Source organism: Metallosphaera sedula DSM 5348, assembly GCF_000016605.1.
Lineage (GTDB): Archaea > Thermoproteota > Thermoprotei_A > Sulfolobales > Sulfolobaceae > Metallosphaera > Metallosphaera sedula.
In genome coordinates this window covers 1,388,990-1,415,560 of sequence record NC_009440.1, presented here as the reverse complement: position 1 = coordinate 1,415,560, position 26,571 = coordinate 1,388,990, and the positions used below count along the sequence as shown (strand labels likewise).

Genomic DNA, 26,571 nt, shown 5'->3' with positions numbered 1-26,571 from the left:
TTTATACTTCCGTTCAGTAATAGTTACGATGGGCAGTAAACCAAAAATCTCACCCACTGAGGTGTTCTTCCTGTCCTTTGGCGGACAATCGCCCTTCATTTCACTCATGGCGTTCGGCACAGTGATGATTTCCTACGTTGGTATCCATTCTGGGTTCGCGATGATAGTTACTACCCTCGTGGTAATGGCTAACGCGTCAGTGGTTTATTCACTTTCAAAGAGATTCAACAAAGGAGGTGGGTATTACACCTATGCCCTACACACGCTGACCAATAACTTGGGCATAACTACGGGCTGGATGTATATTCTTTACTCGTTAAGCTACGGTGGTACCTTGATGATGGGTGGGGTCTATGTACTTAACCTGTTAACAGGTATTAGTCCCCTATACCTTACCCTTATAGTTTCAATTCTTGCCTCCACGATAGTTATTGCTGGAGTGAAGCTTTCAGCCAAGTACGCAGTGGCCGTGGGCATATTGGAGATAATAGCAATCCTAGGTCTCTCGATTTTCTTCATGTATAGATCTGGGTTTGCGTTCTATAATCCTATTCCCACTTCTCTTCCAATGAACCTGCCAGAGGCAATACTTTTCGGTATTGGAATACCATCGGGCTACTCCAGCATAGTCAGCTACCCCGAGGAGATTGAGAACGCTTCCAAGACAGTGAGCAGAATTTCCCTCTTAGTTCCAGTCATAGGAGGTGGATTGGCATCCTTCTTCTTCTACGCTTTAGCGGCCCTAGGTTTCACGGGTAATCTAGTTGAGTTGCTCACCTCAGAGTTCGGACTTGTAGGGGGTATCCTGATATCCGCCATAGCCCTGAGTGATGCTGTGCTGGGAGGAATAGCGTACCTGTTGGCTGGGTCAAGGACTCTCTACAACATGTCCAAAAATGGCCATCTAATCAGTTATCTCGCGAGGGAGTATAAGGGTCAGCCCAAGGTGGCCGAGGTACTAATCTCGGTGTTGGTGATACTCTCACTCTCTTTTCTCTCAATGAACTTCAGTCCTCTGGTGGCGCTAGGCCTGATTGGAGGGGTATCAGGAATGAGTAACCTTTACATCCATATGGCGGCTGGGGTCTCTCTCGCCAGAATGGGAAGGAAAAAGCCCCTGAAGCATCTCCACGAAATAGCCTTCTCCGTTGTTTCCCTAGCTTTCTCGGCCTGGGTCCTGCTCATTTCACTGGTTCAGCTAGAGAAGTACGTGGTTTACTTCTTCTTGGGTTGGATAATTCTAGGTTTTCTCCTAGCTGAGAGCCTTGAAATGGTTAAGGAGGAAGAGTAATGGAGTGCGGGATAGACCTGGCAGTGAAACGTAAGTCGGCAGTGGCCACTATCGAGGACAATGTAATTGCCGTATCCTTTCTCGATACCGACGACGAGATCCTGGAGAAATGTAAGGGGGCAACTGTGGTTGCCCTAGACGCACCCCTCACGTCAGCGAGGGGATATAGGGAAGTGGATAGACTTCTCCTATCCAGGGGTCTGAGGGTTTTCCCTCCCTCCTTTATCTCGAGCCTCACCGAGAGGGGAATAAGATTGTCCAGGAAATTAAGGGCAATTGAGACCCATCCCACGTCGTCCCTCAAACTACTTGGATGGGACTGGAGACAACTCTCTCCGAGCAAGGACGAAGCTGACGCAGTGGTGTGCGCCTTAACCGCAAACCTCTGGGTGAAGGGTAAAACCCTGGTCTTTAGGGCGGGGGATGGGGAGATACATCTCCTGGATCGCGATGTCCCATTTCCTAGAATAGTCAGCAGGGGGAAATATCTAGTCACGTGGTCCTAAAGAAGCCACCTCATTAACCCCTCGTCTCCCCTTCCGTAAATGTCCCAGAGCCCGTAGGGTATCTCCACGTTATCGACGATGACACTCTTCATTATCACTGCCCTGAAACCGGTTCGCGTTCTCTCGAGCTTGATTACGCTGTGGGCAGAGTGGAGCCCAAAGGTTGGCCCCTCTCTCTGCCTATCCATGTAACTGAACAGGAAACGCTTCCCCCTTCTCTCCCTCAGTGCCCCAACTATTTTCGAGTATTCCCTCCCGTTCCTGTGATGATATGGATCAATCACGATCAACTCCATGTCCCCCATGGCCCTTATTGTGGGTTCCACGTCCTCCGCCTTGAACGCCCTCCTCAACTTCACTGAACCAGTCACGTTGAATATGCGTTGGAATCTCCTCACCAGGACTGGATCAAGTCCGCCCCTCTCCGAGACCACCACTACTAGGATAGGGGACGATAGTGCTATGACCCTATGGTAGAATACTCGCAATAGTTCCCAATCAGTTGAGTAGAATTCCACGAACTCGTCGTCTCGGGTTATCCTGTCGAGTTCCTGAAACCCCGTGAGTAGTCTCTCATCCAATTCCCAGGACCTCCCTCGCCGTTCTCCTAAGATATTCCAGATAGTACTTCGTATCCCTCCCCATGAACCCTCTCCTTGCGTTGTAGAACCCCCTCACTCCCCTCACGTATGGCTCTCCCTTCACCCACATAACGAAGTCCCTGGGCTCCCCATGAATTACCCTCTCTTCATACTCCCTGAGGTTCTCGAGTAGGTTTGACCTAAGCCTTTTCAGGTCCTCACACGTCTCCGCCCTGGAAAGGATGTTCATGGAGCTCTCGAGGAAATCCCTTACTAGGTTCGGCATGTTTCTCCTGATGATTCCTTTGTATTTCATTCCTTCCTCCGTCATTCCAAAGTACCTCATAGGGTAAGGAAGTCCATCCCTTCTCCCCCCAAGAACTATCCACTTTAGCCTGGTGGAGCGAAGGTGTAACCCAGTCTCCTCCTCCAGTCTCCTCACTAGCTGTGGAGCATCCCCCCTAATCACGAGGGAGTCCACTATCCCGTGAAGCACTTCAACCCCAATTTCCTGCGCAATTTCCAAGGCTCTCCTCAATGTCTTCCTCGCGTAGTAGGTCACCAGTTCATATGCCTCAATCTTCCCAAACTTAGAGTTCCTGTATCCTAGATACCCAAAGGAGGCAACAAGTATCCATTTTATCGCCTCTGCCCTTTCAGGGTCCACGGGCTTTAGGGCCTCTTTCCTTCTTATTAACCAGGATAGCGCCTCCGGTACTATCCCCCTCTCGCTATTGCAGATGGTATGGCCTATCTCTGTGACTACGTCATCGCAGGCGTCAACGGTTTCCCCGGAGATGTTATGCTTAACTATGAGAGAAGGATACATAGAGGAGAAGTCAACTTGCCAGGCATCGTCGAAGCAACCGGTTCTAGGAAACAGGACCAGTCCACCCTTATCGTTGAGGAGCAGTTCATCCATATCCCTGAGCTTCTCTACCCTCGGGACCTTGTTGGGAACAACTATTTTCTTCTCGAATGCGACCCAGGCCTCGTTTGTGGTCAGCGCTTTCCCTATGGTAGCGTCCACCAATTCCCTTACGGGTGTCTTGCAGGTGTAGGACCACTCAATTAACCCCTTAATGGAGACCGGAGACCTCTTTTGTTCAAGTTTTATCTTAACTGGCGCCTTCACGTGGTCGCACGCACGTCCGAAACAGCCAGCGACGTCTACCTCGAGGTCCAGGTCTCTCAGTAACCCCCTCCACTTCTCTCCGTTCACGTCAGCCTCAAACATGTTCCCCGTCTCTGAAGGGCCATACCAGTCATGTGTTATCACCGTGGCATATTTCACGGGCGGAAAGGATAGGCCCAGATCCCAGAATTCGAGGACTTTACCTTCGTCTATCCTGACCCTTCTGAAGGGTCTAGCATCTAACCTGTCCAGGACAAGGGAAAGTGTGGTGGGAAGCTGGTTCACCACGGTCGTTCTCCTAGAAATATAGGACCTCGCCTCAAGGTCAAGGAGCTCATACCTGTGTAAGGTAATCCTTTCGCCAGATAGGGTTCTCCACTCCTCCTCTTCGTGGGACACCACCGAGGGATGTTGCATCACGAGGTCAGGTCTATCGGTGATGACGTAAATGGGATAGGTTGTCTTAATCCACGCTTCTCTGAAGGAGTCCAGCACGATCTTTATTCTACCCCTGTATGGTACGGCATCTATTACGTAACCTTCCATGTCATCACCTATTCCATTACTATCAGTTCGTGGAATACTAGTTTCAATGATCTTCCCTCTAGAAAAGGGACACGCGGTGGAGTGAAACTGAGCTCTGATTCCATAAGCGAACTGGTTTATCAGACCTTGGAGCGAAGAATATTAAACGTCATTAGATTACTATCAGTTAAGAGGGAGTAGTAATATTGAGCATATCTGGGGAAAAATTTTTAATAAGACAAGTAATCTAACACAACTAATAGGTATGTTACAGACCTATGAAATTGATGTTAAAGCGCCTAAATCAGTGATTAAGTCAGGATTAATGGATCCCTTCCTCTTCTCAAGAGTGATGGGCCATGTTAACATTCTGTAGATCCTGGATAAGGCAACAGGTCAATACGTCGCTCCTGGAAAACTAACTAGCCCTGAAAGAGACTAAGGGTTCTCTATATCTTTGGTACGCCAGACACAAAATTACACGTGACTATAGGGTATATGAATGGCCCTAATCTATCCGGGGGAGCCATAGTTTATGCTGGAAAATCGGACGATGCGAAGTTTGAATGGAGAGCCGAATTTATAGTTGAGGATTCAGCAGTTGGGTCGAAAATTAGAGTGGGTCTAGACGTTGCCTACAAGAGCTCTACATTGGACAAGTTAATGGGAAGAAGTCCCTTTCAGCTTGCAGAACATTTCATCCAAGACCATATATTACCGTATGTAAAGCTGTATTTAGAGAAGGAACAAGTTGTAGCCCCAGAACCCCAGGGGTTACCCATGACTGAAGTGGGTAGGGTAGAGGGAGAAATCTCAGAGATAGCAACCAAGATAAGGCAACTTATGACCAACATGAAGACAGGAGCTATTGTAATCAAAGGTAAGAATCTAAGAGCAAGCATTCAGGTTAAGGACGGGAAGCCAAGTCACATGAAAATGATAAGGGGAAATCAAGTAATAACTGGTAATGACGTTCTAGCAAACCTTATACTGGAATCTGGCCAAGCTGTGGCTGTGGCACTTGAAGTTGACATGGAGCGTATCCTAGACTATAGTACAGAGTATGCGTTGAAGAATGTTGAAACTACAAAGGATGTTAAGAACACCGAATATTAATCTAGGGATTTTTGTTCCGATGATGCAGATAGGAAGCTGAATCCTTTTGAGTGGGACGGTTATGTTCTTGTTGCAACGTAATAGAAACTTAATCATTAAGCGATTTAAGTGTTGGAATATGTAATAGGATCATGGATCATCATTTTAGGAGGCTTTTAGATCCAGAAAGGAAGAAATTTGAGGACCCAGAGAAGTTTGTTCCGTCATTACTTCATGGAAATGAAGTAGTAGTGGATATGGGATGCGGTCCAGGATATTACTGTCCAGTACTTGAGGAACACTCCCTTAAGTTGTACTGTATTGATCTAAGTAAGGAGGCACTCGATATAGCTAAAACTAGGGTGAAGAAAAGCTCCACCGTTTTTCTCAACGAGCCATCGGAACATACTTCTCTTCCATCATCATCAGTGGATGTAGTGGTGTTCTCAAGCTCCTTTCATGACATGGACAGGGAGGGAGCCTACAAGGAAGTCATGAGGATCCTTAAACCTTGTGGTAGGGTAATAATCGTGGATTGGAGGAAAGATGCCCCCTTTGGACCACCGGTTCATATTAGGATGTCGCGTGAAGATTACCTTGCCACGTTCAAGGATTTTCAGGTAGTGACAGAGTTCTCTCCTGGCCACTATCACTTTGGTCTTGTCCTGCAGAGAAAGTGTTAAGCGAACTTACACGTTTTGCATTGTGGGAATATCTTGTTTAGTACCTGGGATAGACACTCCTTCTCATCCGAGTTACATACAAAGACCTTGACTCCTCTACTTGCATAGTCCTGAAGTTTCTCCCTTGTTAATTCCCTGACAATCATGACAGAGGGTAGCCCTGAAGACCTCCTTATCACTCCTGTATCTTCAAGGGAAAAAACTTGCCCATCCTCTAATCCAACTAGCACATTCATCTTATGGAATAAACGCGGAAATAATAAATAGAGCTAACGCTATCCCTATGAGCATCGAACCGACCATAGTTGAGTCCTTCTTAGGTATGAAGGGTATATCAAACCTTCCTAGAATCACATAGCTTATGCCATACACCGAGGAAATGACTCCAACCATCGTCAGGACCACTTTTGTTAGCAATACGACTTCTATCATTATTAATGACTTTGTTATAGAAGATAAATAATCTTTCTTCTAGCCCATAGAGAATGATATATTTATATAGAATAATACACGGTAATGAAATAGTTCAGAAAGGAGTTGAAAAAAGGATTATGAATCTTTGGTCCACATGAACCGTAACTCTTTCCATTATCAAGGGACAACCTCATAAAAGGTAAAGGCATTAGCAAGTTTTACTTGGCCTTCAGGTTTTCGTAGAGGTAAACTAGGGAGACGTCGTACCTATACGATGTGTTCATGTGCCCCCCATGAAATTCCTCATAGACATGAGCTATCTTCCAGTTGTTCAGCATCTCGTGTATTATCCTATTTCCATACTGGAGATGAAAGTCGTCCCTATCTCCAACGTCTATGTAGATTGACTTTCCCCTAAGTTTTTCCTTTCGTTCTTCAAGGAACCTAACTGGATCCAAGGAAAGCCAGTGCCTCCAAACCTCCTCCCTAATCCTTCCAGTTTCAAGTTCAAAGGGTAACTCCACATTTTCCGTGGGAGAGTAAAAGGCTGAAAGTCCTATGATCATCATTGCGTCCAACAGGTCTCTCCTTTTACGGTCCTGCTGAGCCCAGAACATGCTCACGAAGTCTTTGGGGGTACCGGTTCTTCTTAGAGTCTGGATCACCCGTGGAAAAAGAGGAAGGTAGGCGTACTCGAAGTAGGCGTCGGCTGAATGAATCGCTATCGCCTGAAAGTCGTACTTACTTCCTAGGTGAAGGGCTCCATATCCGCCCGAGGACTTTCCCATGACACCTAGGGATGTGATCTGGTACTTCTCCCTCACGAGCGGAACAAGTTCCTTCATGAGAAAGGATTCATATAGACCTATTGCCTTCGAGTCCAGGTACTGGTTGCCTCCCAGAGAGGTGAAGGTGTCTGGAAGGATGAGGGCCAAGTCGCCAATGTTTCTCTCTGCGTAAAGTCTTCCTACCCTGTCCTTTAGGGACTCTGAGAGAGGGTCCAGGTTTAACTGGGTCAGTGACGTTGAGAAATAGCCGCTGAGGTAGAGAATACCAGGGATATCCTCGGTGGATCCAGTGGTCACCACAGCCACCTTCCTCTTGTACGTGTCCTTCCAAGGATTGTCACGGAGATAATCGCTTTCAATTTCTAGGTATTCGATTTCCATGACACAACCTGCTACTGTAGCTTAAAATAAGCTTAAGGAAAACCTTAGGACGTTAAGTCGTCAGTAACGAGTTTATCTATAGTGTGATCATTTTATGGAAATTCGTATGAGGATTGACAAGATGGAGTTATTATCTGTCCCAAGTATTTCTCAGGGAAACTTTTTTGGTCGAGAATCCAAACTACTAACGAGTAATGGAGCTAACCTGGTTACCCCTTTAACTGAACTTCCCTAATTCCCCTAGCTGCGGCCTCCATCACTTTTTCATGGTCCTCTGGGGATGGAGCTGGAACCACCACATGTAGCGCCTCCATGTATGTTTCCGCCGTTATTCCCCTCTTTACGCCCTTTGGAACAACAACGATAGAACCCTTATCTATCTCAACTTGGTTCTCCCCAATCTGCGCTTTCCCCTTTCCCTCAATTACGTAGAAAATAAGGTCTGAGTCGGGGGCATGTATTGGAATATACTGTCCAGGTTTGAAGAAGACTAGAATGGCTCCATACTCGTCCTTTCTGATAACTGGTATTGGAGTAAATGTTTCCCCTGATTTTCTATAATCAGACAGGCGAGATACTATAGGTCTAGGTTCTTCTCCACCCTTGATTAGCTTTAGCACAAAGATGCCCTCGCCGCTCTCTTTGACCTCGTATTTCTTAATCTTGCCCGAGATTAGTTGGAGGAGATGAGCCGGATAGTGGTCAGCTATCACTTCCAGTTCCTCTCCAGGCCTCATCTTGTGAAAAGTTTCTAATACCAGCTTATGTCTAAGAGGAGGATCTACCTCCCTCAAATCCAGTGTGGTCATAGGATCTAATGTGTCTAACTACAAAAAAGGATGAACCCTAAATGCTTAGGGAGTTTTCCGTTGGTGTTTAGATAACTATAAAGGCCTAAATATTTAGGGTCTATAATTAAAATCAAGAAATAATCATTGTTTTTATGGATCAAATCACCCAAACTAATTATAACACGGCAGACAGAGTTGCAGCAAAATTGGTAAGATGCATCTATGGACTTAGCCCCACAACCACCGAGGTCCTATGGAGATTGTGGACGTCCGAAAAGCCGATAACGGTTGAGGAGTTAATACCGTTGATTGGCGTACCTAAGGTATCTTTAAGCCTCTCTTTAAAAAGATTGTACGAGCTAGGTTTAGTTGAGAGGAGACAAAGAAGAAGCGGTACGATAAAACGCGGAAAAGGCCGTTTTCAATTTGAATACTATGTTAATAAGTCAAAGTTACTAGAGAGATTCTGGAATGACATGGAGGAAGCATATCGCAAATTAACAGTAGATTTGGCGATCAATCGGGATTAGTTAGACAAAATCCAACGATTTCATGGTTACACGCTCTTGGTAGATAAGTGGATGCATATAGTTGTCTGAGTCGAGATTACCCTGCCTGTGGAGCTAAGACTCTTCTGTGGGATTACTGGAAAACGAGTCTCTATTTAGCAGAATCTCTATATAGGTAAGAGAAAATAGAAGTCTGACTGAGAAGAGTGAAATCTTTCGTAAAGAGGACGTTCTCTCTAGAAGTTTAGTTCAAAGAGGGCATGATGCCATGGAATCCCATATCTACTACTTCAATACATTGTACTACTAGGTTAAGCCAGTGAAGCTAGTGAGGATCAATGTAAAGCTAAAATCGTTTCCTGAGAGAAAGGTTATATTTGTTTGTTAATGTAAAATTATTGGTTCTGGATCAACCCTTAATGTTTAGGGTATTAATTTTTCTTAGCGTCTCGAGAGAAGACTCTCGGTGATCTGATGGGAATAGATCCCAACTACAGATCAAGGCCAGTGTCGGGGGAACATGTGGGCCACAAGGTTTACGGAAACGTAGATTCGCCTAAAGTCTTGGGAGTCCATGGAACCATTGTCGGAGTGGACTTTGACATCTGCATTGCTGACGGTTCATGTATAACTGCATGTCCAGTGAACGTGTTTCAATGGTTTGATACTCCTGGCAACCCAGTCTCGGAAAAGAAGGCCGATCCAGTTAACGAGAACGCATGTATATTTTGCATGGCATGCGTTAATGTATGCCCAGTGGCAGCTATCGACGTGAAGCCTCCCTAGGTGAGGATATTGCAGAACGTCGAGACTATCTCCTTGTTCATGACTAGGGACCATGTAAGTGGAGATAACGAATTGGAAGAAACCCTAAAGGAGGTTAAAAGGAGAGACTGGGAGAGAGCGTGGAATAAGGCGAAAATAGCAAGCGCCAGGATAAAGACACATATCTTCCTGGAGGAAGAGGTTCTCTTTCCTTACCTAAAGGGTCCAGATCTTGACAACTGGATAAGTGAGCTAATGATGCAACACGTAGCGATCTGGAACCTGTTGGACAATATTCTTCGACTCGTAGAGGAAAGAGACAACGAAACTGAAGTGAAACTCATTCTCCTTATGCAACTGCTTAAGGCACATAACTCCATCGAGGAACACAGCATTTACCGTGAATTGGACAAGGAATTGGCCTGGAATCCGAACATACTTTTCGAGCTAAGGGATAGTATCTTGCCGGCAGGATGGAAGCCCAAGTACATGTGAGGTGGTTAAATGGAATTTATCTTTTTCATGATTTTGGTCATGATACTTATTCATCTTACCGGGACAGTTGTCTCTTTCATGAAAATGACGTTCCCGAAGAGACTTGGAAATCTCATCGCCGTCTACGAAGCAGTATTCTACATAGTCTTGATCGCGTTACATGCAGTTGCTGGCGTGTTATATTATCTCGGGCTTCTCTATCTCGTAATCCATGTGCTCGGTGGGGCCTACTATGTGAGGGGTGGCCTTAGCAAAATGCAAATCGCGAACGGTCTAACGTATTACGGCATCTATGAGTTACTGGAAACGATTTACTTGATCTTGATTCTGTAATTGCGCAGACTTAACCTTCATCACGGACCTAGGTTAAATATCAAGCTCCAAGGTGACTGGAGCGTGGTCAGACCCCATCACCTTCTCCAGAATTTCGGCCTTCTTTACATGTTTCTCTAGCTCCTTGGATACAACGCAGTAGTCTATTCTCCAGCCTATGTTCTTTTCCCTGGCATGGAACCTATAGGACCACCATGAGTAATGGCCTCCCTCTTTCACAAAAATCCTGAAGGTATCCACGAACCCAGAGGCAAGGAATTCGTGAAACCACTTTCTCTCCTCCGGAGTGAAACCTGCGTGGTTAACGTTGTCCTTTGGTCTTGCTATATCTATCTCCTCATGCGCTACGTTGAAGTCCCCACAGATCACGCAGGGCTTTCCAAGGTTCTTCACGAATTCATGGAACCTTTGGTTAAACCTCAACTTGAAATCTAGCCTCTTAAGTTCCTCTCCTGCGTTCGGGAAATAGACGTTGATAACGTAAACCTTTTGAAATTCAAGTGCGATAACCCTGCCCTCGGAGTCAAACTCCTCATCTCCTATTCCGTACTTCGCTGATATTGGCTCTATCCTGGTTAAGGTAAGTGTTCCGCTATAACCCTTCTTCTTAGCTGGATAAAGATAGGACCTATATGGAAGTAGTTGGAAGTCAATGGGTAGCTGGCTACTCTTAACCTCTTGGAACATCAAGATGTCGTATTCCTGCTTCTTTACAAGATCAAGAAGGCCCTTACCGAGTATCGCCTTGAGGCCGTTGACGTTCCACGAAAGGATCTTCATGACAAGTCTGTTGTTTAAAACTTCTTAAGATCTCTTTTCCTTCAGACTCGCTCAAGACGAGTTCCGAAGGTTTCATGTGAAGATAACATACATGTCACCATTCGCTTCTCTAACTAATGCCGGGCGTGAATGAGTCACGCTGTTAAGCAACTCCATTTCTTGTTAGACCTTGGTGTTTTCATCCTGTTAACTCTTCAAGAGGCTCGTGGTCTCTCTTCTCGACGATAATGATGGACGATATGACAACTAGGGCCAAGACATCTAGAAATACTGTAGCATCTATCAGGATCGGTGGAGGTATGAGAAATATGCCCAGCATCACAAGGGAATTTTCAAGTTCTATATACCCTAGTATGTGAGCTACGGTTGACTTACGTGATGCTATGAGAAATAAACCCTGGAAAAAGAGCGTCATGGGCATTATAACCTGCTCATATTCCGTTGGTATAGCCCTTGTGAATACCGCATAAGCTACAAGGAGGGTTGCCGAGAAGAAGAAGGTTAAGTTCAAAACGAAACTGGATAAAACCTTTACTTTTTCCCTATCCCATTCTCTATACTTTACCGTCCTTAGTAGAATATATGGCGTAAGGAATACTCTCGTAAAAAATATTATCCCAGCTAATATTATGAACTCAATATTATCCGTAAATAAATAGTAAACAAGAGAAATAGTCCCAATGATAAGGGACTGAACCCCAACCACTTTTATTGCAGGATTGAAATAGGCTTGACCCTGTATATACAAGGCAGTGACAGGTAACAGGAAGGAGAGCAACAGTATTATTTCCTGGATAAGTTCAACCATTCAAGGTCACCGTCAGGATAACCGAAAACACCGAGAGCACTAAGGCCACAATCAGGAAGTCCTGTATCTTAAATAGCCTGAACTTCGCGAGGCTTGTCTCTATTACCACGGTTATCATAAGGAGAACTAACCACTTCAGGAACATTATTCCCACATCCGCCATGGCCCCAAGTACACCCGTCTGCATTCCCCAGGGTATGAGGAAGACGTTTAACAACACAGACCCAAGAAGGTAAGACTTCACGTAGCTTCCCCATCTCAATAGCATCAGACCCTTTCCGCTGTATTCATATACTAGAGAATCATCGATCATTCCCATTTCCGACATCCCTGAGCTCTCCAACGGAAGTTTCCCAGTCTCGTACAACCATAACATGAAAAAGGCCACACTGGCTGTTATATGAGGCAGGAAGAGATATTCTGTCGGCGATTGAATAGCCTCCATTGTAATGTAGGGATTATTAGTTCCAGTTACCAACGCAACTGCTATGAACACTGTTAGCAGGGTGGCCTCTCCAAGATAGGCAAAGGAAATGTTTCTCGATACCCCAAGAGTTACTAGGTTACTAGAGCTTTCCATGGACTCATAGACTTTCAAGAAACCTGAAAGCGAGAAAAGGAGAGCTCCTCCTAAAAAGTCCACCACTGGGGTAAGATAGACAGGTTCTGGGTAAACAACAGGAATTACAAAGGAGATAAGGACATAAATCGAGAAAACAAGGTATGGTCCATTGACGAAGAGCCATCCTGCGTTTCTCGGAATGGTCATCTCCTTCTTGTTAAGTTTTAGTAGATCGTAGTAGGGCTGAAATATGCTAGGACCTCTTCTTCCTTCCACCCTAGCTTTCATTTTCTCAAGGATGCCGGGATAGAGAGGAGAGAGGGCAAGTACTGCAGAGACCTGGATAAGTGTTTCCACTAACGTGTTAATCATAACGTGATCACCATTATGACGACAATGGCAATTATCATGTAAACCATGTACCATCTCAGGGAGCCATTCATGAAGCTCCTGGAGAAGGTTCTAGAGAATTTGAGATACCATCTGATTAAAACTAACATGGCTTGCCAGAAGATGTCAGCGCTAGTCTCCAGGGATCCAGTCTTGGTTCTAAGTAAAGCCCTTAACATCAGTCTCACGTTATTTGCCATGCCAAAGGAGGTGTATCTAAATCCTTGAGCAGATCCATTATCCCAAGGGTCTACAACTCTTATTTTTCTCTTACCTAGGGACAGGTACACTATTAATGCGATAATCGGCCATGAAACTAAGATATAAAGCGGATCAATCCCTCCAAAACTTCTTTGATATTGCGAGGAGATAAGGGAATTTAGCCCAACCCCAAGCTGGGACACCTCTGTTCTGAAGGGAGAAAGAAGATACGCCAGGCCCACAGTAACTAAGACGAGGATCCCAGAAACTGCAAGGATGAGTCCCTGTTTGTCCTTGATCGGTTTTGTCAGTTGAGTGTATGATACGAACTTCGCAAGGGATCCGGTGGCAAATCCCTCTCCCATGCCTATCATGACACCTGCCACTATTGGGACAATGTTGATGAAGTGCGGTAGTGTTATAGCTTCCATGAACATCGACTCCAGCAATGACCACGTCGCGATTCCCCCTATGGTAGGCAAAAGCCCCGATAACGACATGGCCATCAGGACTGCTCCTAGAACTGAGAGACCATATCTAAAGGAGCTTGCAGTTGTCAGCGATTCTCCCTCAACATATCCAGTTGAAAGAAAAAGCCCTGTCTTAGCGAGGGAGTGAGCTATTACGTAAGTAAAAAGACTAAACGTGACGAACTCCTTCAAGTCTCCGCTCACAAGCTCTAGGCTTCCCAACAGAGCTAGCATGGCACCATTATTTTCGATGGTGCTAAACGCTAGCAATCCCTTAACATGATCGGAGACATAGGAGTATAGGGCACCAAACAGGTTGGAGAAGGCTCCCACGGCGAGAAGGAATATTCCCAGATACGTCGAAACGGGACTCAAGGACTCCATCTTCAATATTCCGTAAATCCCTGTCATGGTTACCGTTGCGCTTAGAACTGCTGATAGATCCGACCTGGCGTTTCCGTGGGCTATGGGCAACCACTCCACGACAAGGAATGGGAATATTCCCATCTTGACGATGAAACCCATTGACGTTATAATGAGGGGGAGCTGAGTGCTTAACCTCTCGAATACTAGACTACCTGTCTGAGAGTAGGCAAGGGCGAAACCGGCTAGCAGTAATGCAGTGCTCAGCTCCCCGAACGCAAGGAAAGTTAATGCAGGTTTCCAGTCCTTTCTGTAGATCGCTATTCCAACGAACGAGAAAAGCGTCATGGTTTCCCATCCCGCGAGAAACTCGATGTAGTTCGTGCTGGTAAGAACCACAATGATCCCTAGTACAGTACCACTTAGGGTCATAGTGAGCCACTTATCGCTATAGTGGAACAAGGAGTGTAAAGCGACCAGAACCCATACCAATCCCGCGACTAGGTAGAATATACCCATGGGTAGTTCCTGTACACCGTAAAAGGCAAGTATCCCAGAAGCTAACACGAGAAGCACTAAAGATATTCTGTTGCTGAAGAGGGATGTAACTAAGGAAAGAGCAGATAGTATGTAAATTAGGTCGAGTTCTAGAATCACTTCCTATCACCTCCTTTGGCCTTTATCAATGCATCAAGTATTGAGGCAGGGGTTGGGGGACAGCCTGGAACAATGACGTCTCCCCTTATGTCTGGTGGAATTCCGGTCACTCCACCTGATATGGCACACGTACCCAAGAGAATCACTAGCTTTGGGGAAGGTATTACATCATAAGCTCTCCTTATAACCTCTTCCATTCTCTTGCCCAGATTCCCCATAATTAGTAGTGCGTCGGCGTGCTTGGGGGTATTGGTGAAGAAAATACCAAATCTAGTCATATCATACTGAGGAGAGGAAATCAGCCTTAGTTCTAGGTTGCATCCGCCACAGCTTCCAGCATCTAACGGATACAGATAGAATGATCTTTTGAAGGTAACATCTGACCTCTCAACCCTAGGTGTCAAGGTCTCCCCTGTTGGCGAGAATACGGGTTCACATGCCCTGCAGAAAATGCATCTCTCCTGTTTCCATTCCTCACCTATGGCGTCAGTGGGACAGGTAATTTCTCCTCCTTTAACTCTCGTGAGCCTGGATGGCCATTTAGTTTCGTGGTGATAATCGTCCTCGGTCTTAACACCCATCCTAATTCCCTTTATAAACCAATTCATTCCAGATCGACCTCGAGCTCAGATATCCAGATCCCGAAACTTTCCCAGTTGAAGGGAAAGTCAGTGAAGATATTTCCAGGCATGGACTTGAGGAAAAGTCTCATGTTTACCTTTGATGGAGCTAAAAGGTATGCTCTCTCCACGTGGCCACTCCTCACCCTTGTGAGGTAAGCCAGATCTCCAGATGGGCTCTCAACTCTTCCTATTCCCTCTCCATCCCTTATCTTCATGGTGAAACTACAGGGTTTTACCTTGAGCTCCTGGAGTAGCCTAAGCGATTCCTTAATCTCCTCCAGACGAACTAGGATCCTGGAGAAGGCATCTCCCTGATCCTGAGTAGGGATTCTCAGGTCAAAGTTCCTGTAAGCTAGAAAATCCGAGTCTAGCCTTGCGTCGTACTTGAACCCAGAGGCCCTGGCGACAGGCCCAATGGAGAAGCTATCCTTAACCACTCCATTGCCTTGGAGTCTGTCAATGAAGATCCTGTTCTCTAGCGTTCTCTCTATGTCCGAAATCTTAAGAGACGGAAGCTTAAGCTCACATCTAACTCCTCCTGGGTAGTTAGCCCCAAAGAAATATCTATGACCGCAAGACCTCGCTATGGCCCTGTTAACCTCCTCTATCTGCTGGAGAAGAAGAAATGATGGAACCAGGAACGATGCCGATTCCAATACCCTCTGAATCACGAGTAGATTATTCCTTATCCTTTCAAGCTCGAGCTGAGCCATCCTAGAAATAACAACGTCGTGAGGCACCTCTATCTCTAAGGCACTCTCAATTGCCTGAAGAAAAGAGATGGAATGAGATGCGGTGAACGCTCCGTTAATTCTCTCAACTCTAAGGAGGGCATCTCCAATTGTCAGCCCGGAGAGAGTTATTTGTCTACCCTTATATGGTAAATGATTTATTTTCTCTATGCTTTCTCCATAAGTTGTAATTTCAAATCCCACTGACTCCAGTAGACCCCCAGCTGACGGGCCATAAACGAACTTGAATGAACCATAGCCCAGACTCTCCTCTTCGCTCTGGTCCTTAATGCACGGTCCTTCTCTGAGCCCGTCTGAGGTCAGGCAGTAAGGCCCTATATCTCCTATAACTCTCATAGTAGTACCACCCCTACTACACCAACGATTAAGGAAATCAGAGCTGAAATTATGGCAATGATCGAGAGTGCCTTGTATCTCTCCCGAAATGGTTTTCCCTTAAAGATCATCCTAGACACATGATAGTTAACGCAGACGAATGATATTATCAAGGAAATGATTACAATCCAGAATTGGGGGACAAGTCCATGTTTGAGGACTGAGGAGAGAATCAGGAACTCTCCAATGAAGTTGCCAAAGGGAGGTGCACCCGTTACTGCTAGAGATGAAAGGATGAGCGAAGAAGCTAGTAAGGGACTTCCATAGAGTCCATGTTCGTTGATCTCCTTGGTCCCTTGGCTTTTGAGCAGGGATCCAGACGCATAAAACGCCCCAGCCTTAGCGAATGCGTGAGTCACCAAGAGTATAACTAAACCTGTTAACGAGTTCACTGCAACCCCAAGAAGGGCAAAATTCATGTTCTCGATCGTGGAGTAGGCGAATAGCCTCTTGTAATATCGTTGGCTAGCCATCATTATGGAGGAAATGAGAATGGAGATAGTAGCTAGCCAGCTATACAGTCCCGGAAGGGGTGCTATGATGAAAATTGTGTGAAGAATGTAGATAGATACTGGCAGGAGGACTCCTGAAAAAAGTGCACTCACAGGTGAAGGAGCTTCCGAATGAGCATCTGGTAGCCAGGTATTTACTGGGAATACTCCAGCCTTTGTCCCGAAACCCAATAGTGCAATGGCTGAGGCCAACGAGAATAATGGAGAAAAGTGAGGATATAGTACCTCGCTTATGGTTAAGGTGTGTAGGCCGAAATAGAAAAGGATGACAGAGATGAATGCGAAAGTCACTCCGGAGGAAACAAGAAGGAGATACCTCCATCCTGCCTCAAGTGCAGTTGAAGTACCCTCAAAGGTTACTAGAAGCACGGACGATATCGTAGTGGCCTCTAATCCAACCCACATGAGTCCAAGATTGTTGACGGAGAGTGTGAACAACATGGAGGCGGCGAATAGATTGAGGAAATAATAGTAATTCCTTTCCTGAACTCCCCTCTTCTCCACGTAGAAGAGGGAGTAAATGGATGAGAGCAGATAGACACCGGCCACCATGACCAAAAAATACCAAGTTAAGTTACTAACGTAAAATTGGGAGACTATGGGTAAAAATGGTTTGAGAGCTAGCACGAGAATTAGGGTGATCGTAGCAGAGGCTACCGTGGAGTACTTTTCCTTAAAAACTACTGCACTTCCCAAAATGGGAACTAGTATTATCCATCCCACTAGGTTTAGGCCAGTCATCCTATCTCACCTAGGCAAGAGATAGGCGTCATCAGCCTTCATGTATCAGGCGGTTCGGGAACAAGCCCTGGGGGACGCCATCCCCAGTAACCTACAAAGTAACTGGATTATAAGCCTTATTTACGATAGTGTGAAGTTACCTTTTACTAGAGGACTAGTCGTTTCCTGGAATGACTTTCCAATGTGATCAGATATGAGCAATGTTGTTGGTTCTCCTTGATCGGCCTCCTAGTCTTTTCCTGTTTTTAACCTTGACGGGGGTTAAGAGGGCGGAAGTCTCCATCCGCGTGGGGATGGATAGCCCCCAGAAAAGATTTTGTACCAAAAGAAACTGGTTTTTATACAGCGTTGAAATCAAAAGATGGCAAGGTAACCCTCTCATTCAAGTACAGGGCATACCCGACACCAGAGATAGAGAGAAAACTCATCAACACGATGGAAATAGAGGCGAAAGTGTACAACAAGTTACTGGACTACATCACGGAGAGAAGAAGACAGGGAATGAAGGCAACACAGTTCGACACTCAAAAGCTACTCAAGGACATGGACGAGAAACACGAGGTGTACTCTAAAGCCCTACAAATGGTAAACAACGTCCTATGGTACAACATCAAGGTGTTATCAGAACTAAAGAGGAACGAAAAGAAAGTGGGGAAACTAAGGTACAGGAAGGCGTTCAAGATAGTCTGGTACAACCAATCTGGGTTCAAATTGCGAGGCGATAAGCTCCATCTATCCAAGATAGGAGAGATCAAGCTCCTTCTTCATAGGCCAACACAGGGAGAAGTGAAGGGAGTAATCGTGAAGAGAAGCAAGACAAACAGGTAGTACGCAATATTTCAAGTCGAACAAGAGAAACAACCCCTAGAAAGGACCGGTAGAGTCGTGGGGATTGACCTAGGAATAGGAAAATTCGTTACCACGAGTGACGGTGACGTAATCGAGAACCCTAAACTCCTAGATAGGAGGGAAGAGAGGATCAAATTGTTGCAAAGGAGACTGTCGAGGAAGAGGAGGGGTTCAAGGAACCGCGAAAAGGCTAGACTGAAGCTAGCTAAGGCCTATGAGAGGCTTGAGAACACTCTACGCGATTACATACACAAGATAACCACGTGGTTAGTCAAGGATCATGACGTAATAGTTGTTGAGAAGCTAAACACACGAGAAATGGTACAGGACTCCTTCGGTAGATTGAGGAAGCACATCCTCTACTCCAGTTTCTCCACCTTCCTCCATCACCTCTCCCACAAGGCTGAGCTGGTAGGAGGGTGGTCGAGGTAGACCCAGCATATACGTCGCAGACCTGTTCCAGGTGTGGGTACAGGGTAAAACTTGGCCTGTCTGACAGGTTATTTCACTGTCCCAGTTGCGGCCTTGTTATCGACCGTGATTACAACGCGTCCCTAAACATCTTGAGGGATGGGGTTGGGACTGCCCCTCTGCCTGTGGAGGGGGAACCCCTACTGTACGTCACCTTCCATGAGGTGATGTATAGTAAGTTCCCCCAAAGAAGCAGGAAATCCCCATCGCGAGGTGGGGATGCCCCGTCCGTAAGGGCGGAGTAGCTTCGAGTCTCCTGCTTCAATCCTTTGTCCAATCCGTATCAACATTGTTAAACGATTTCATCGTTGGAAACCTTCAACATGATTAAGTGACTCCTTATCCTCTCAAGGTTTGTTTAGCTAATTGGGATCTTCTTTTACCTTATCTATACCTTGAGTTAACTATCTTGGCAAATATCGTCAGTGTCTACTTGGAGTTGTGGACAATACTTTGCTACTGATTGTACTATCCTAGATTACGTGGTAAGGAGTACTTTCCCCACTTTGTGCTTATCCTTAAGCATTTCATATCCCTTGTCTATCTCCTCCAGGTGAACAGTTCCCGCAACCACTGGTCTTATCTTCCCCTCAGCAGTCAGCTTTAGTGCTCCCTCTGCATCCCTCCTTGTGGCTGACGCGTGCCCAATTATGGCTATATCCTTTAGAATGGTGTAACCTAACCTCAGCTGATAGGATTGGGTTGGGTCCACGTTTCCTATTTGGACTATCCTACCTCCCATCCAGAGCGACTTTAGGCTTTCATCGAAGGTTGGCGTTCCCACGGTGTCTATTACCACGTTAATGTCCTCTTTCTTTGCCTCCTCCGAGAACTTCGATCCAACTATGACCCTATCAGCATACTTTCCAACGATGGATGCCTTCTCCTCCGACGTCGTGACACCCACTACCCTGGCTCCCATGGCCTTTGCCACTTGCAGGGCATGTATTCCAACTCCACCGCTTGCTCCCGTAACTAACACAGTTTCACCCTCTCTTAGATTGGCCCTTCTCAACCCTCTGTACACCATGCCTGTGACGCAGGGAACCATAACGGCTCCCTCATCTGAAGCTCTCGTTGGAACCTTTACGAGACTGGTTACCTTCACCTTGGCCATCTCAGAGAAGAAACCATCTAGTTCCTCAGAGTATCCTAACCTAGAGTGGCAGTAGGCCTCTTCACCCTGTCTGCAGTAGTGGCAGGTTCCGTCAGGCGCATAGAGGAGTGAAATTACTCTGTCTCCTGGAGAGAAACCGGTCACTCCCTCACCTACCTCCAGTATCTCCCCAACAACCTCATGTCCTAGAACCACAGGGTACTTCATTCTAGGGTAGAACCCCTGTAGCTGGAGAAGGTCCCTATAACACAGGGCTGCTCTCCTGACCTTGATGATTACTTCTCCTGAAGCAGGTTTCGGGTCCTGAACTTCCCTGACCTCATAACCCTGTTTATGTCCTTTCACTACGACAGCTTTCATCACTTTAAATGCATTTAAATAACTTAAAAAATAACTGGTTTTTAATCGAGATTATTCCGGTCTTTTTTTATTCGATATTCGAATTTTCTTCCCTGATCATTACGGGTGTTAAAATCTCTAGATGAGGTTGGGAACTTTATTATCCTTCACGACAATATATTACTTAATGATTCTGAAAGAATTAATCGGGAGGGAACCAGTAACCATAGATCCTGAGTCAGATCTCGTTAGGGCCGCTAAGCTCATGAAAAAGGAGATAGTGGGCTCACTTCTGGTAGTTGAGGGAGGAGAACCTAAGGGGATCATCTCTGAAAGGGATATAGTGTATGCCATAGCCTCAGATCTTCCCTTGACCACCAAGGTAAGGGAAGTTATGAGCACCAACTTGGTGACGGCTGATGCAGGGACTGACGTTGGGGAAGCGGCAATCCTAATGGTGGGTAAGGGGATTAGGCATCTCGTCGTGAAGGAGGGGAGCAGAGTCATTGGCGTAGTGTCGCTTAGGGATGTTGCAAGAAGCCTAGGCCTGATTGCGACAGACCTCACTATCTGGTGAAGAAAAAGTCCTGAAGAAGATAGAGCTACCTTTACCTAGCTTACGGGATTATGAGACTTCTTATGGCCTCTCCTTCCTCAAGCATTTTGACTGCCTCATTTATTTCCTCCAACCTGAATCTACCCGTCACAAGCCTAGACGGATCGTATCTTCCCTGCCTCACTAGCTCGAGAAGCTTGGGCATATCAACCCTAGGTCTTCCTCCGTAATTCCCCACAACCTCTATGCCTCCCCTAACTATTGACGCTACCCTGATGGGTATCATGGCCGTTGCTGGAGGTAACCCTACCAGAACCACCTTTCCTCCAATTCTAACTGAATCCAGCGCCATATGAATCGTATCCTCATTTCCTCCAGCCTCTATCACCACCTGTGGCCCTCCACCCGTGATCTCCTTTATTGCTTTGACGGGATCTATCTCCTTCGAGTTTACCACGTCAGTTGCACCTAGCTCCATGGCCCTGTCAAGTTTCCACTTTTTCGTTCCCACGGCGATTATCCTCCCGGCACCCGAGGCCCTTAGGAGTTGTATTGTGGACAAACCCACTCCTCCTACGCCTATCACGGCCACAGTGTCTCCAGGCTCAATCTTGGATGATGATATGGCACCGTACCCTGTTAACCCAGCACAACCTAGGACAGCTACCTTCTCTAGGTCCATGTCCTCTGGAACCCTGGTTAGCGCGTTCTCTCCCACAATGGCGTACTCCGCGAAACCGCCTCCAAGGAAAGTCCTTATCTCCTTTCCGTCCTTTGACAGCCTTGACGTTCCATCTGGCATTACTCCCTTGAGTCTGACCTGGGAGAAGGTCTCACACAGATTCTCCTTTCCTGCAACGCAGTTACCGCATTTACCACAGGGGTGAATAAACGCTGAAATCACCCTATCACCTGGTTTAACCCTGGTCACCCCAGGTCCCACTTCCTCCACAATCCCTGATATTTCGTGTCCAGCAACCACTGGGGGAGGAACTGGGGTTTTCCCCTCAAAGACATTGACGTCGGAGTGACAGAGCCCGGTTGCCTTGACCTTGATCTTGACTTCCCCAGCCTTAGGTTGGGAGATATTCACGTCCTCAATGGACAGCGGTTCCTTATACGTATGAAGTACTGCAGCTTTCATAATGTGAAGTAGCACTTCGGGTTTAAAATGTTTAAAGTGTAAAAGTAGCACTCTTTTAAATTGGTTTTCGCTCATACTCGTATGCGAATAGCTGTTGTTGGTTCGGGAACCATGGGTCATGGCATAGCCGAAGTGGCTGCCATGGCGGGCATGGAGGTAAAGCTAATCGACATATCCTGGGACATCCTGAACAGGGCCAAGGAGAGGATGTATGATTCGCTCAAGAGATTGCACGAGAGAGGTACCATAAGGGAAACACCTGATACTGTAATGAGTAGAATAGAGATATCCGTGAGCTATGACGTAGCTAAGGACGTTGACTTTGCGATCGAGGCTGTTCCGGAAATATTGGAGTTGAAGAGAAAGGTATTTCAGGAACTGGACAGAGTGGTGCCCAAGGAGTCGATCCTGGCAACTAATACTAGTTCAATCCCTATCAGTGATATCGGCGAGATCACCTCGAGGAAGGAGAAGGTCATAGGGATGCACTTCTTCAATCCACCGCCCCTCATGAAGCTGGTTGAGGTTATTCCCAGCAAGTACACCTCAGAGGATGTAACTAGGTACACGGTGGAGTTGGCTAAGAAGATGGGGAAAACTCCAGTGAGACTTAGGGTTGAGGTACCAGGGTTCGTGAGTAATAGGATCTTTCTGAGGCTACTGCAAGAGGCGTGCAGGGAGGTTGAGAGCGGTGAGGCCACGATTGAGGAAGTTGACTCATCAGCCAGGAACAAGTTAAAGCTACCCATGGGCATCTTCGAGCTCGCAGATTACGTTGGTCTAGACGTGGCGGTGGACCTGTGGAAGGTCATAGTGGAGAGGGGAGCCTCAGACGTTAAGTGCTCAAGCTATAAGGAGAGGGTGGACAGAAAGGAGCTTGGGGTCAAGACGGGAAAGGGATTCTACACTTACCCAGCACCGGGCAAATACAGCAAGGTATCGCTGCCTCCCGAAAGCAAGGTTCCCCCGGAAAGGATCATCTCTCTCGCGGTGAATGAGGGTGCCTGGTTAATAGAGAACAACATAGTCAACGCAGAGGAGATAGACACGGTGATGAGACTTGGCTTTAACTTCCCCAAGGGGCTCCTTGAGATGGCCGACGAGCTGGGACTAGACAAGATCCTCAACGCATTAAGGGAAATTCACTCTAGAGGGTATGAGGCCTACTCACCGAATCCCCTCCTGGTCAAGATGGTATCCCAAGGCCAAACTGGCAAGAGTTCTGGAAGGGGATTTTACACGTACGGTAAGACTTAAAGTTTTTAAATTATTTAAACATTTTACAACCATGACGGTTCTACAGGAATATGAAAGGATCCACGAGGAACTTAGAAGGGAAGGTTACATTAACACCCAATATCCCTTGAATCCCTCCGAGACGCTCTGGAACAAGAAGATAATGACCATGAAGAGGGAGGAGTTGGAGAAGGTAAAGTCCTTCAGGCTCAAGAGGATAGTTAAGTGGGCATGGGACAACGTGCCCTTTTACAGGAACTTCTGGAAGTCCAAGGGTTTCGAACCAGATCAAATACGCGATTGGAAGGATATCGTGAAGATACCGATTCTAAGGAAGGACGAACTCAGGAAGGACCTGTCAGCTAACCCTCCATTCGGTTCCATTATGGTTCCTGAGCTAGCCAAGAGGATTAGATTTGTGAGTGCAACCTCTGGTTCCACAGGTTTACCCACCTTCCAAGGTTGGGGTGCCCTCGAACTTGACTACTTCGAGGAGGCACAAGCTAGGTATCTCTGGACCTTCGCCGGAGTTAAACCTACGACTGTTTACGCAAACTACCTTAACATGTCAGGTTTCTACAGCTGGGGTCCTCCAGTGGTCGAGACTGCAATGTGGAGATGCGGAGCGACGGCTATTGCGGGGGGAGGTGAGACTTACTTCTCGTGGAAGGCAAGGCATAACCTCATATTCAGGCTCTGGAAAGTAGACGTCCTGGCTACCACTCCCTGGCTTCACAGGCTCATAGGAGAGGAAGCAAAGGCGGAGGGTTGGGAGTCCCCGTTCAAGGTTCTTCTCCTTCACGGCGGGGCCGCGGCCGAGAACACGAAGAAAAAGTTGTTCCAAGTTCATCCCAACGCGAAGCTAGCGATCAGCGTGTGGGGCACGACTGACGGACACATGGCCGTTGAAGTGCCTGGCCTAGATGGCCAGCTTGTGATTTGGGAGGACATGGAGATATTTGATATCGTCGATCCCAAGACCGACGAGCCAGCATCACCAGGAGAGAGGGGAGAGCTTATCGCTACCCTTCTCAACCACTTTACCATGCCCCTAATCAGGTACAGTTTAGGCGATTACGTGAAGAATGAGTTTACCACAGATCCAGATCCCACGTATGGAATAACCCACGCCAGGTTCGTGGAGCCAATTCCCGGAAGAGTGGAATGGATGTTTAAGGTCAAGGGCAAGTTATTGCTCCCAATATACGTGGAGGATGCAGTGAACGAGATACCAGACACAACCGGAATGTTTAACGTGATAATCTACGGTAATGAGATGGATAAACTGAAGATAAGGGTTGAGACGAGGAGAAACATGGTAGATTCTACCTACGACTCTAGGGCAAGGGAGATACTCGCAGAGAGAATAGGGCTCAACAAGGATGATGTGGAGATAGAGTGGGTGGAACCAGGTAAGACTGCCTGGACAGGTTATAAGTTGCAGGTGTTTCTGGACCAGAGAAAGAAGTGAGACGTCTTTTTACTTTTTGTGACTCCTCACGAGTAATTGATGATATTTCTAATTGCCCTGTTCAATTCTGCGACACTCCAAGCTTGAGCAATACATCCGCCCTTCTTGTAGGGAGGAATATCCTCAAAGAGCTCAGGAACGTATCCATTTTCCCTCACGGCCACTCCTAGAAGGGGACTGAATTGGTTCAGCAGGTTCTTGATTCTGAGGGAATCGTATTCAAAGTTGAGCTTAGCATCAACGTAGATTCCCACGAGCCATGGCCATATCGGGCCGTTATGATACGCTCTGTCTCTACTGGCCCTATCGCCCCTGTAAAAGGGTGTGTAACCTTTATCCCGCTTGGAGAGGGTGCTCAACCCGTATGGCCTCAACAGTTCCGTCTCCACCACCTCCAGTACCCTCATGGCGATATCCTTGGAGACCACAGGGTAAGGAAGGCCAAGAGCAACCAGCTGATTGGGTCTAATCTCCTTCCCCGGCTTATCGTCCCATCCAATGTAGTCATATAGCCCAGCCTCCGAAGGAAACTTCTCCAGGAACGCCGACCTCACCTTTTCGGCCTTCTCTACGAACTCGTCGTCATGTATTCCCAACCTCTTGGAGATCTGGTCCATGATCATTAACGCGTTGTACCATAGGGCATTGATCTCGACAGCTGCTCCTTCCCTTGGAGTCACGACCTCACCGTCAAACTGAGCGTCCATCCAAGTCCTAGGTGCTCCAACGTGATACAAGAGGTTGTCCTTGTTCACCACAACTCCGTTTCCTTTCCAGTAAGAGTCCACGACCTCCAGCATTCTTGGGAATATCCTTTTCAGGAACTCAACGTCATTCGTGTACTGATAGTACTTGTACACGGCGTTGATTCCCCATAGCGAAACGTCGACTCCCTTGTAGGCGGTCTCGTTGTTTCCCAGGAAGTTATTGGGCATCAGGCCCCTGTTAACTGCATTGAAATACCTCAAGAGGATGCTCTTGGCCTGTTCATACAACCCGTTCATGAGCAGGATCCCCTCCATGGAGATCATGGTATCCCTTCCCCACTCATCAAACCAGTGATATCCTGCAATGATCGCGTACTTGTCTCCGCTTCTCACGACGAAGCTTTTCCCCGCACTTGAAAGAAGGTCCATGATCTCTTTGGACCCAACCCTTTTCTGCTCGGGCTCAAATTCCCCCCAGTAGAAGTCCATCTCAATCTTGTTCCCCTTGCTGATCACGCAGAAGGGATTGTACAGGTCCTCCAGGTAATTGGTTCCCCTCTCGAAGTCTAAACGGTAAAAGAAGTTATAGTACCAGTACTCCGTCTTATCGAGGACGTGGTCTCCCCTTATCCTGACCCTGAGGAAGGGTATCCCATTCGCGAGAAGGAGAATGTGGTCCTGAAGAAGCCTGTACGTGAAGATGGGGTGAACCGACTTCAGAGCCACATGATGACTCCTGTACGTGACTAGGGGACATATCCTGAAAACTCCCCTCTGGGAAGCGTAGGACAGGGTTATGGCGTTGTAACCCCTGTGCACAACCAGGGTTCTCTCGACCCTTGAATTCCCAAAAAGGAAGTCCCATCTAACAAAGTTCTCTCCCCGCTCCACGTGATTCAGGAACCTGTACCCCTCCGGATAAAACACGTCGTTCAGGTAATGGTTCGTGCTCATGGGGTACTCTTGGCCGTCAGTTATAACGAAATCCTCCACCTTGGCCAGGGTCATGTATCTCCTGTGAGGTGGATCCTGCGGTATAACTAGCAGGCCGTGATAAGTTCTGGAGTTTATTCCGCAGAAGGTTGAGGACGAATAACCTCCGGTCCCAGTAGGTATTATCCACTCCCTGTCCTCGCATTCCTTCGGGTCGAGCAT

The 26,571-nt window shown here is 46.8% G+C and carries 27 protein-coding genes, 1 pseudogene and 1 riboswitch; of the genes and pseudogenes, 12 read left to right on the top strand and 16 right to left on the bottom strand.

Features of this window, described 5'->3' with window-relative positions; translation table 11 throughout:
- Window positions 1–28: 28 nt before the first annotated feature.
- Both MSED_RS07335 and MSED_RS07330 read left to right on the top strand, forming a co-directional pair.
- The gene (locus MSED_RS07335; protein WP_012021391.1) at window positions 29–1,291 is read left to right on the top strand and encodes an APC family permease; all 1,263 of its coding nucleotides are present in this window, start codon (window positions 29–31) and stop codon (window positions 1,289–1,291) included.
- Entirely contained in the window at window positions 1,291–1,797 is a 507-nt protein-coding gene (locus MSED_RS07330) for a DUF429 domain-containing protein (protein ID WP_012021390.1), read from the top strand. Before MSED_RS07335 ends, MSED_RS07330 begins: the two co-directional genes overlap by 1 nt.
- Here the strand turns inward: MSED_RS07330 and MSED_RS07325 are convergent.
- Window positions 1,794–2,378: a hypothetical protein gene (locus MSED_RS07325; protein ID WP_012021389.1), complete on the bottom strand. Its 585-nt coding sequence runs from the start codon at window positions 2,376–2,378 to the stop codon at window positions 1,794–1,796. The genes MSED_RS07330 and MSED_RS07325 overlap by 4 nt on opposite strands.
- Complete coding sequence (locus MSED_RS07320) at window positions 2,371–4,059, bottom strand: DNA polymerase domain-containing protein (protein ID WP_012021388.1); 1,689 nt, start codon at window positions 4,057–4,059, stop codon at window positions 2,371–2,373. Before MSED_RS07320 ends, MSED_RS07325 begins: the two co-directional genes overlap by 8 nt.
- 477 nt (window positions 4,060–4,536) lie before the next feature.
- On the opposite strand from MSED_RS07320, the gene MSED_RS07315 reads away from it, so the two are divergent.
- Window positions 4,537–5,154, top strand: a complete 618-nt coding sequence (locus MSED_RS07315) for a hypothetical protein (protein ID WP_012021387.1) — start codon at window positions 4,537–4,539, stop codon at window positions 5,152–5,154.
- 131 nt (window positions 5,155–5,285) lie between these two features.
- Window positions 5,286–5,816, top strand: coding sequence for a class I SAM-dependent methyltransferase (locus tag MSED_RS07310; protein WP_012021386.1), 531 nt, complete (start codon window positions 5,286–5,288; stop codon window positions 5,814–5,816).
- On the opposite strand, the gene MSED_RS07305 is transcribed toward MSED_RS07310, so the two are convergent.
- The 4 genes from MSED_RS07305 to MSED_RS07290 all read right to left on the bottom strand — a co-directional run bounded on the left by MSED_RS07305 (window position 5,813) and on the right by MSED_RS07290 (window position 8,208).
- Window positions 5,813–6,052: a hypothetical protein gene (locus MSED_RS07305; protein ID WP_012021385.1), complete on the bottom strand. Its 240-nt coding sequence runs from the start codon at window positions 6,050–6,052 to the stop codon at window positions 5,813–5,815. The two genes, MSED_RS07310 and MSED_RS07305, sit on opposite strands and share 4 nt — an antisense overlap.
- Window position 6,053: 1 nt before the next feature.
- The gene (locus MSED_RS07300) at window positions 6,054–6,248 is read right to left on the bottom strand and encodes a hypothetical protein (protein ID WP_048060099.1); all 195 of its coding nucleotides are present in this window, start codon (window positions 6,246–6,248) and stop codon (window positions 6,054–6,056) included.
- A 200-nt stretch (window positions 6,249–6,448) separates the two neighbouring features.
- Window positions 6,449–7,399 carry an alpha/beta hydrolase-fold protein gene (locus MSED_RS07295; RefSeq protein WP_012021384.1) on the bottom strand — a complete coding sequence of 317 codons (951 nt, stop codon included), beginning with the start codon at window positions 7,397–7,399 and terminating at the stop codon, window positions 6,449–6,451.
- Window positions 7,400–7,608: 209 nt separating this feature from the next.
- Entirely contained in the window at window positions 7,609–8,208 is a 600-nt protein-coding gene (locus tag MSED_RS07290) for a DUF2249 domain-containing protein (RefSeq protein ID WP_012021383.1), read from the bottom strand.
- Window positions 8,209–8,342: 134 nt separating this feature from the next.
- Between MSED_RS07290 and MSED_RS07285 the strand changes: the two genes are divergently transcribed.
- From MSED_RS07285 to MSED_RS07270, 4 genes are all read left to right on the top strand, one after another.
- Window positions 8,343–8,720, top strand: coding sequence for a MarR family transcriptional regulator (locus MSED_RS07285; protein WP_012021382.1), 378 nt, complete (start codon window positions 8,343–8,345; stop codon window positions 8,718–8,720).
- A 453-nt stretch (window positions 8,721–9,173) separates the two neighbouring features.
- The gene (locus MSED_RS07280) at window positions 9,174–9,485 is read left to right on the top strand and encodes a 4Fe-4S dicluster domain-containing protein (RefSeq protein WP_012021381.1); all 312 of its coding nucleotides are present in this window, start codon (window positions 9,174–9,176) and stop codon (window positions 9,483–9,485) included.
- 9 nt (window positions 9,486–9,494) lie between these two features.
- Window positions 9,495–9,959, top strand: a complete 465-nt coding sequence (locus MSED_RS07275) for a hemerythrin domain-containing protein (protein WP_012021380.1) — start codon at window positions 9,495–9,497, stop codon at window positions 9,957–9,959.
- Between the two features lie 9 nt (window positions 9,960–9,968).
- On the top strand, window positions 9,969–10,292 hold the full coding sequence (locus tag MSED_RS07270; RefSeq protein ID WP_012021379.1) for a hypothetical protein: 324 nt from the start codon (window positions 9,969–9,971) through the stop codon (window positions 10,290–10,292).
- A gap of 33 nt (window positions 10,293–10,325) precedes the next feature.
- Here the strand turns inward: MSED_RS07270 and MSED_RS07265 are convergent, their stop codons facing one another.
- From MSED_RS07265 to MSED_RS07235, 7 genes are all read right to left on the bottom strand, one after another.
- Window positions 10,326–11,072: an exodeoxyribonuclease III gene (locus tag MSED_RS07265; protein WP_012021378.1), complete on the bottom strand. Its 747-nt coding sequence runs from the start codon at window positions 11,070–11,072 to the stop codon at window positions 10,326–10,328.
- Between the two features lie 178 nt (window positions 11,073–11,250).
- A complete protein-coding gene (locus tag MSED_RS07260; protein ID WP_012021377.1) occupies window positions 11,251–11,880 on the bottom strand; it encodes a hydrogenase in 630 nt (209 codons plus the stop codon).
- The gene (locus MSED_RS07255) at window positions 11,873–12,814 is read right to left on the bottom strand and encodes a respiratory chain complex I subunit 1 family protein (protein WP_012021376.1); all 942 of its coding nucleotides are present in this window, start codon (window positions 12,812–12,814) and stop codon (window positions 11,873–11,875) included. The genes MSED_RS07260 and MSED_RS07255 overlap by 8 nt, the downstream gene beginning before the upstream one ends.
- Window positions 12,811–14,523, bottom strand: a complete 1,713-nt coding sequence (locus MSED_RS07250; RefSeq protein ID WP_012021375.1) for a proton-conducting transporter transmembrane domain-containing protein — start codon at window positions 14,521–14,523, stop codon at window positions 12,811–12,813. The genes MSED_RS07255 and MSED_RS07250 overlap by 4 nt, the downstream gene beginning before the upstream one ends.
- Window positions 14,520–15,131, bottom strand: coding sequence for an NADH-quinone oxidoreductase subunit B family protein (locus MSED_RS07245; RefSeq protein WP_012021374.1), 612 nt, complete (start codon window positions 15,129–15,131; stop codon window positions 14,520–14,522). The genes MSED_RS07250 and MSED_RS07245 overlap by 4 nt, the downstream gene beginning before the upstream one ends.
- Window positions 15,128–16,234, bottom strand: a complete 1,107-nt coding sequence (locus MSED_RS07240) for an NADH-quinone oxidoreductase subunit D-related protein (protein WP_012021373.1) — start codon at window positions 16,232–16,234, stop codon at window positions 15,128–15,130. Before MSED_RS07240 ends, MSED_RS07245 begins: the two co-directional genes overlap by 4 nt.
- On the bottom strand, window positions 16,231–17,526 hold the full coding sequence (locus tag MSED_RS07235; RefSeq protein WP_012021372.1) for a hydrogenase 4 subunit F: 1,296 nt from the start codon (window positions 17,524–17,526) through the stop codon (window positions 16,231–16,233). The genes MSED_RS07240 and MSED_RS07235 overlap by 4 nt, the downstream gene beginning before the upstream one ends.
- A gap of 15 nt (window positions 17,527–17,541) precedes the next feature.
- Window positions 17,542–17,620, bottom strand: a riboswitch (Fluoride riboswitch).
- Window positions 17,621–17,874: 254 nt separating this feature from the next.
- Between MSED_RS07235 and MSED_RS07230 the strand changes: the two are divergent.
- A pseudogene (locus MSED_RS07230) lies at window positions 17,875–19,091 on the top strand (RNA-guided endonuclease InsQ/TnpB family protein).
- 233 nt (window positions 19,092–19,324) lie between these two features.
- Here the strand turns inward: MSED_RS07230 and MSED_RS07225 are convergent.
- On the bottom strand, window positions 19,325–20,323 hold the full coding sequence (locus tag MSED_RS07225) for an acryloyl-coenzyme A reductase (RefSeq protein ID WP_012021371.1): 999 nt from the start codon (window positions 20,321–20,323) through the stop codon (window positions 19,325–19,327).
- 166 nt (window positions 20,324–20,489) lie between these two features.
- On the opposite strand from MSED_RS07225, the gene MSED_RS07220 reads away from it, so the two are divergent.
- Window positions 20,490–20,879, top strand: coding sequence for a CBS domain-containing protein (locus tag MSED_RS07220; protein ID WP_048060098.1), 390 nt, complete (start codon window positions 20,490–20,492; stop codon window positions 20,877–20,879).
- A 40-nt stretch (window positions 20,880–20,919) separates the two neighbouring features.
- Here the strand turns inward: MSED_RS07220 and MSED_RS07215 are convergent, their stop codons facing one another.
- Window positions 20,920–22,002 (bottom strand): succinate-semialdehyde dehydrogenase, encoded by a 1,083-nt coding sequence (locus MSED_RS07215; protein WP_012021369.1) that lies wholly within the window; start codon window positions 22,000–22,002, stop codon window positions 20,920–20,922.
- An 81-nt stretch (window positions 22,003–22,083) separates the two neighbouring features.
- Here MSED_RS07215 and MSED_RS07210 point away from each other — a divergent pair, with 81 nt between their 5' ends.
- Complete coding sequence (locus MSED_RS07210) at window positions 22,084–23,259, top strand: 3-hydroxyacyl-CoA dehydrogenase (protein ID WP_012021368.1); 1,176 nt, start codon at window positions 22,084–22,086, stop codon at window positions 23,257–23,259.
- 31 nt (window positions 23,260–23,290) lie between these two features.
- The gene (locus MSED_RS07205; protein WP_012021367.1) at window positions 23,291–24,709 is read left to right on the top strand and encodes an acyl-CoA synthetase family protein; all 1,419 of its coding nucleotides are present in this window, start codon (window positions 23,291–23,293) and stop codon (window positions 24,707–24,709) included.
- Window positions 24,710–24,735: 26 nt separating this feature from the next.
- Here the strand turns inward: MSED_RS07205 and MSED_RS07200 are convergent, their stop codons facing one another.
- Window positions 24,736–26,571 carry an amylo-alpha-1,6-glucosidase gene (locus MSED_RS07200; RefSeq protein WP_012021366.1) on the bottom strand — a complete coding sequence of 612 codons (1,836 nt, stop codon included), beginning with the start codon at window positions 26,569–26,571 and terminating at the stop codon, window positions 24,736–24,738.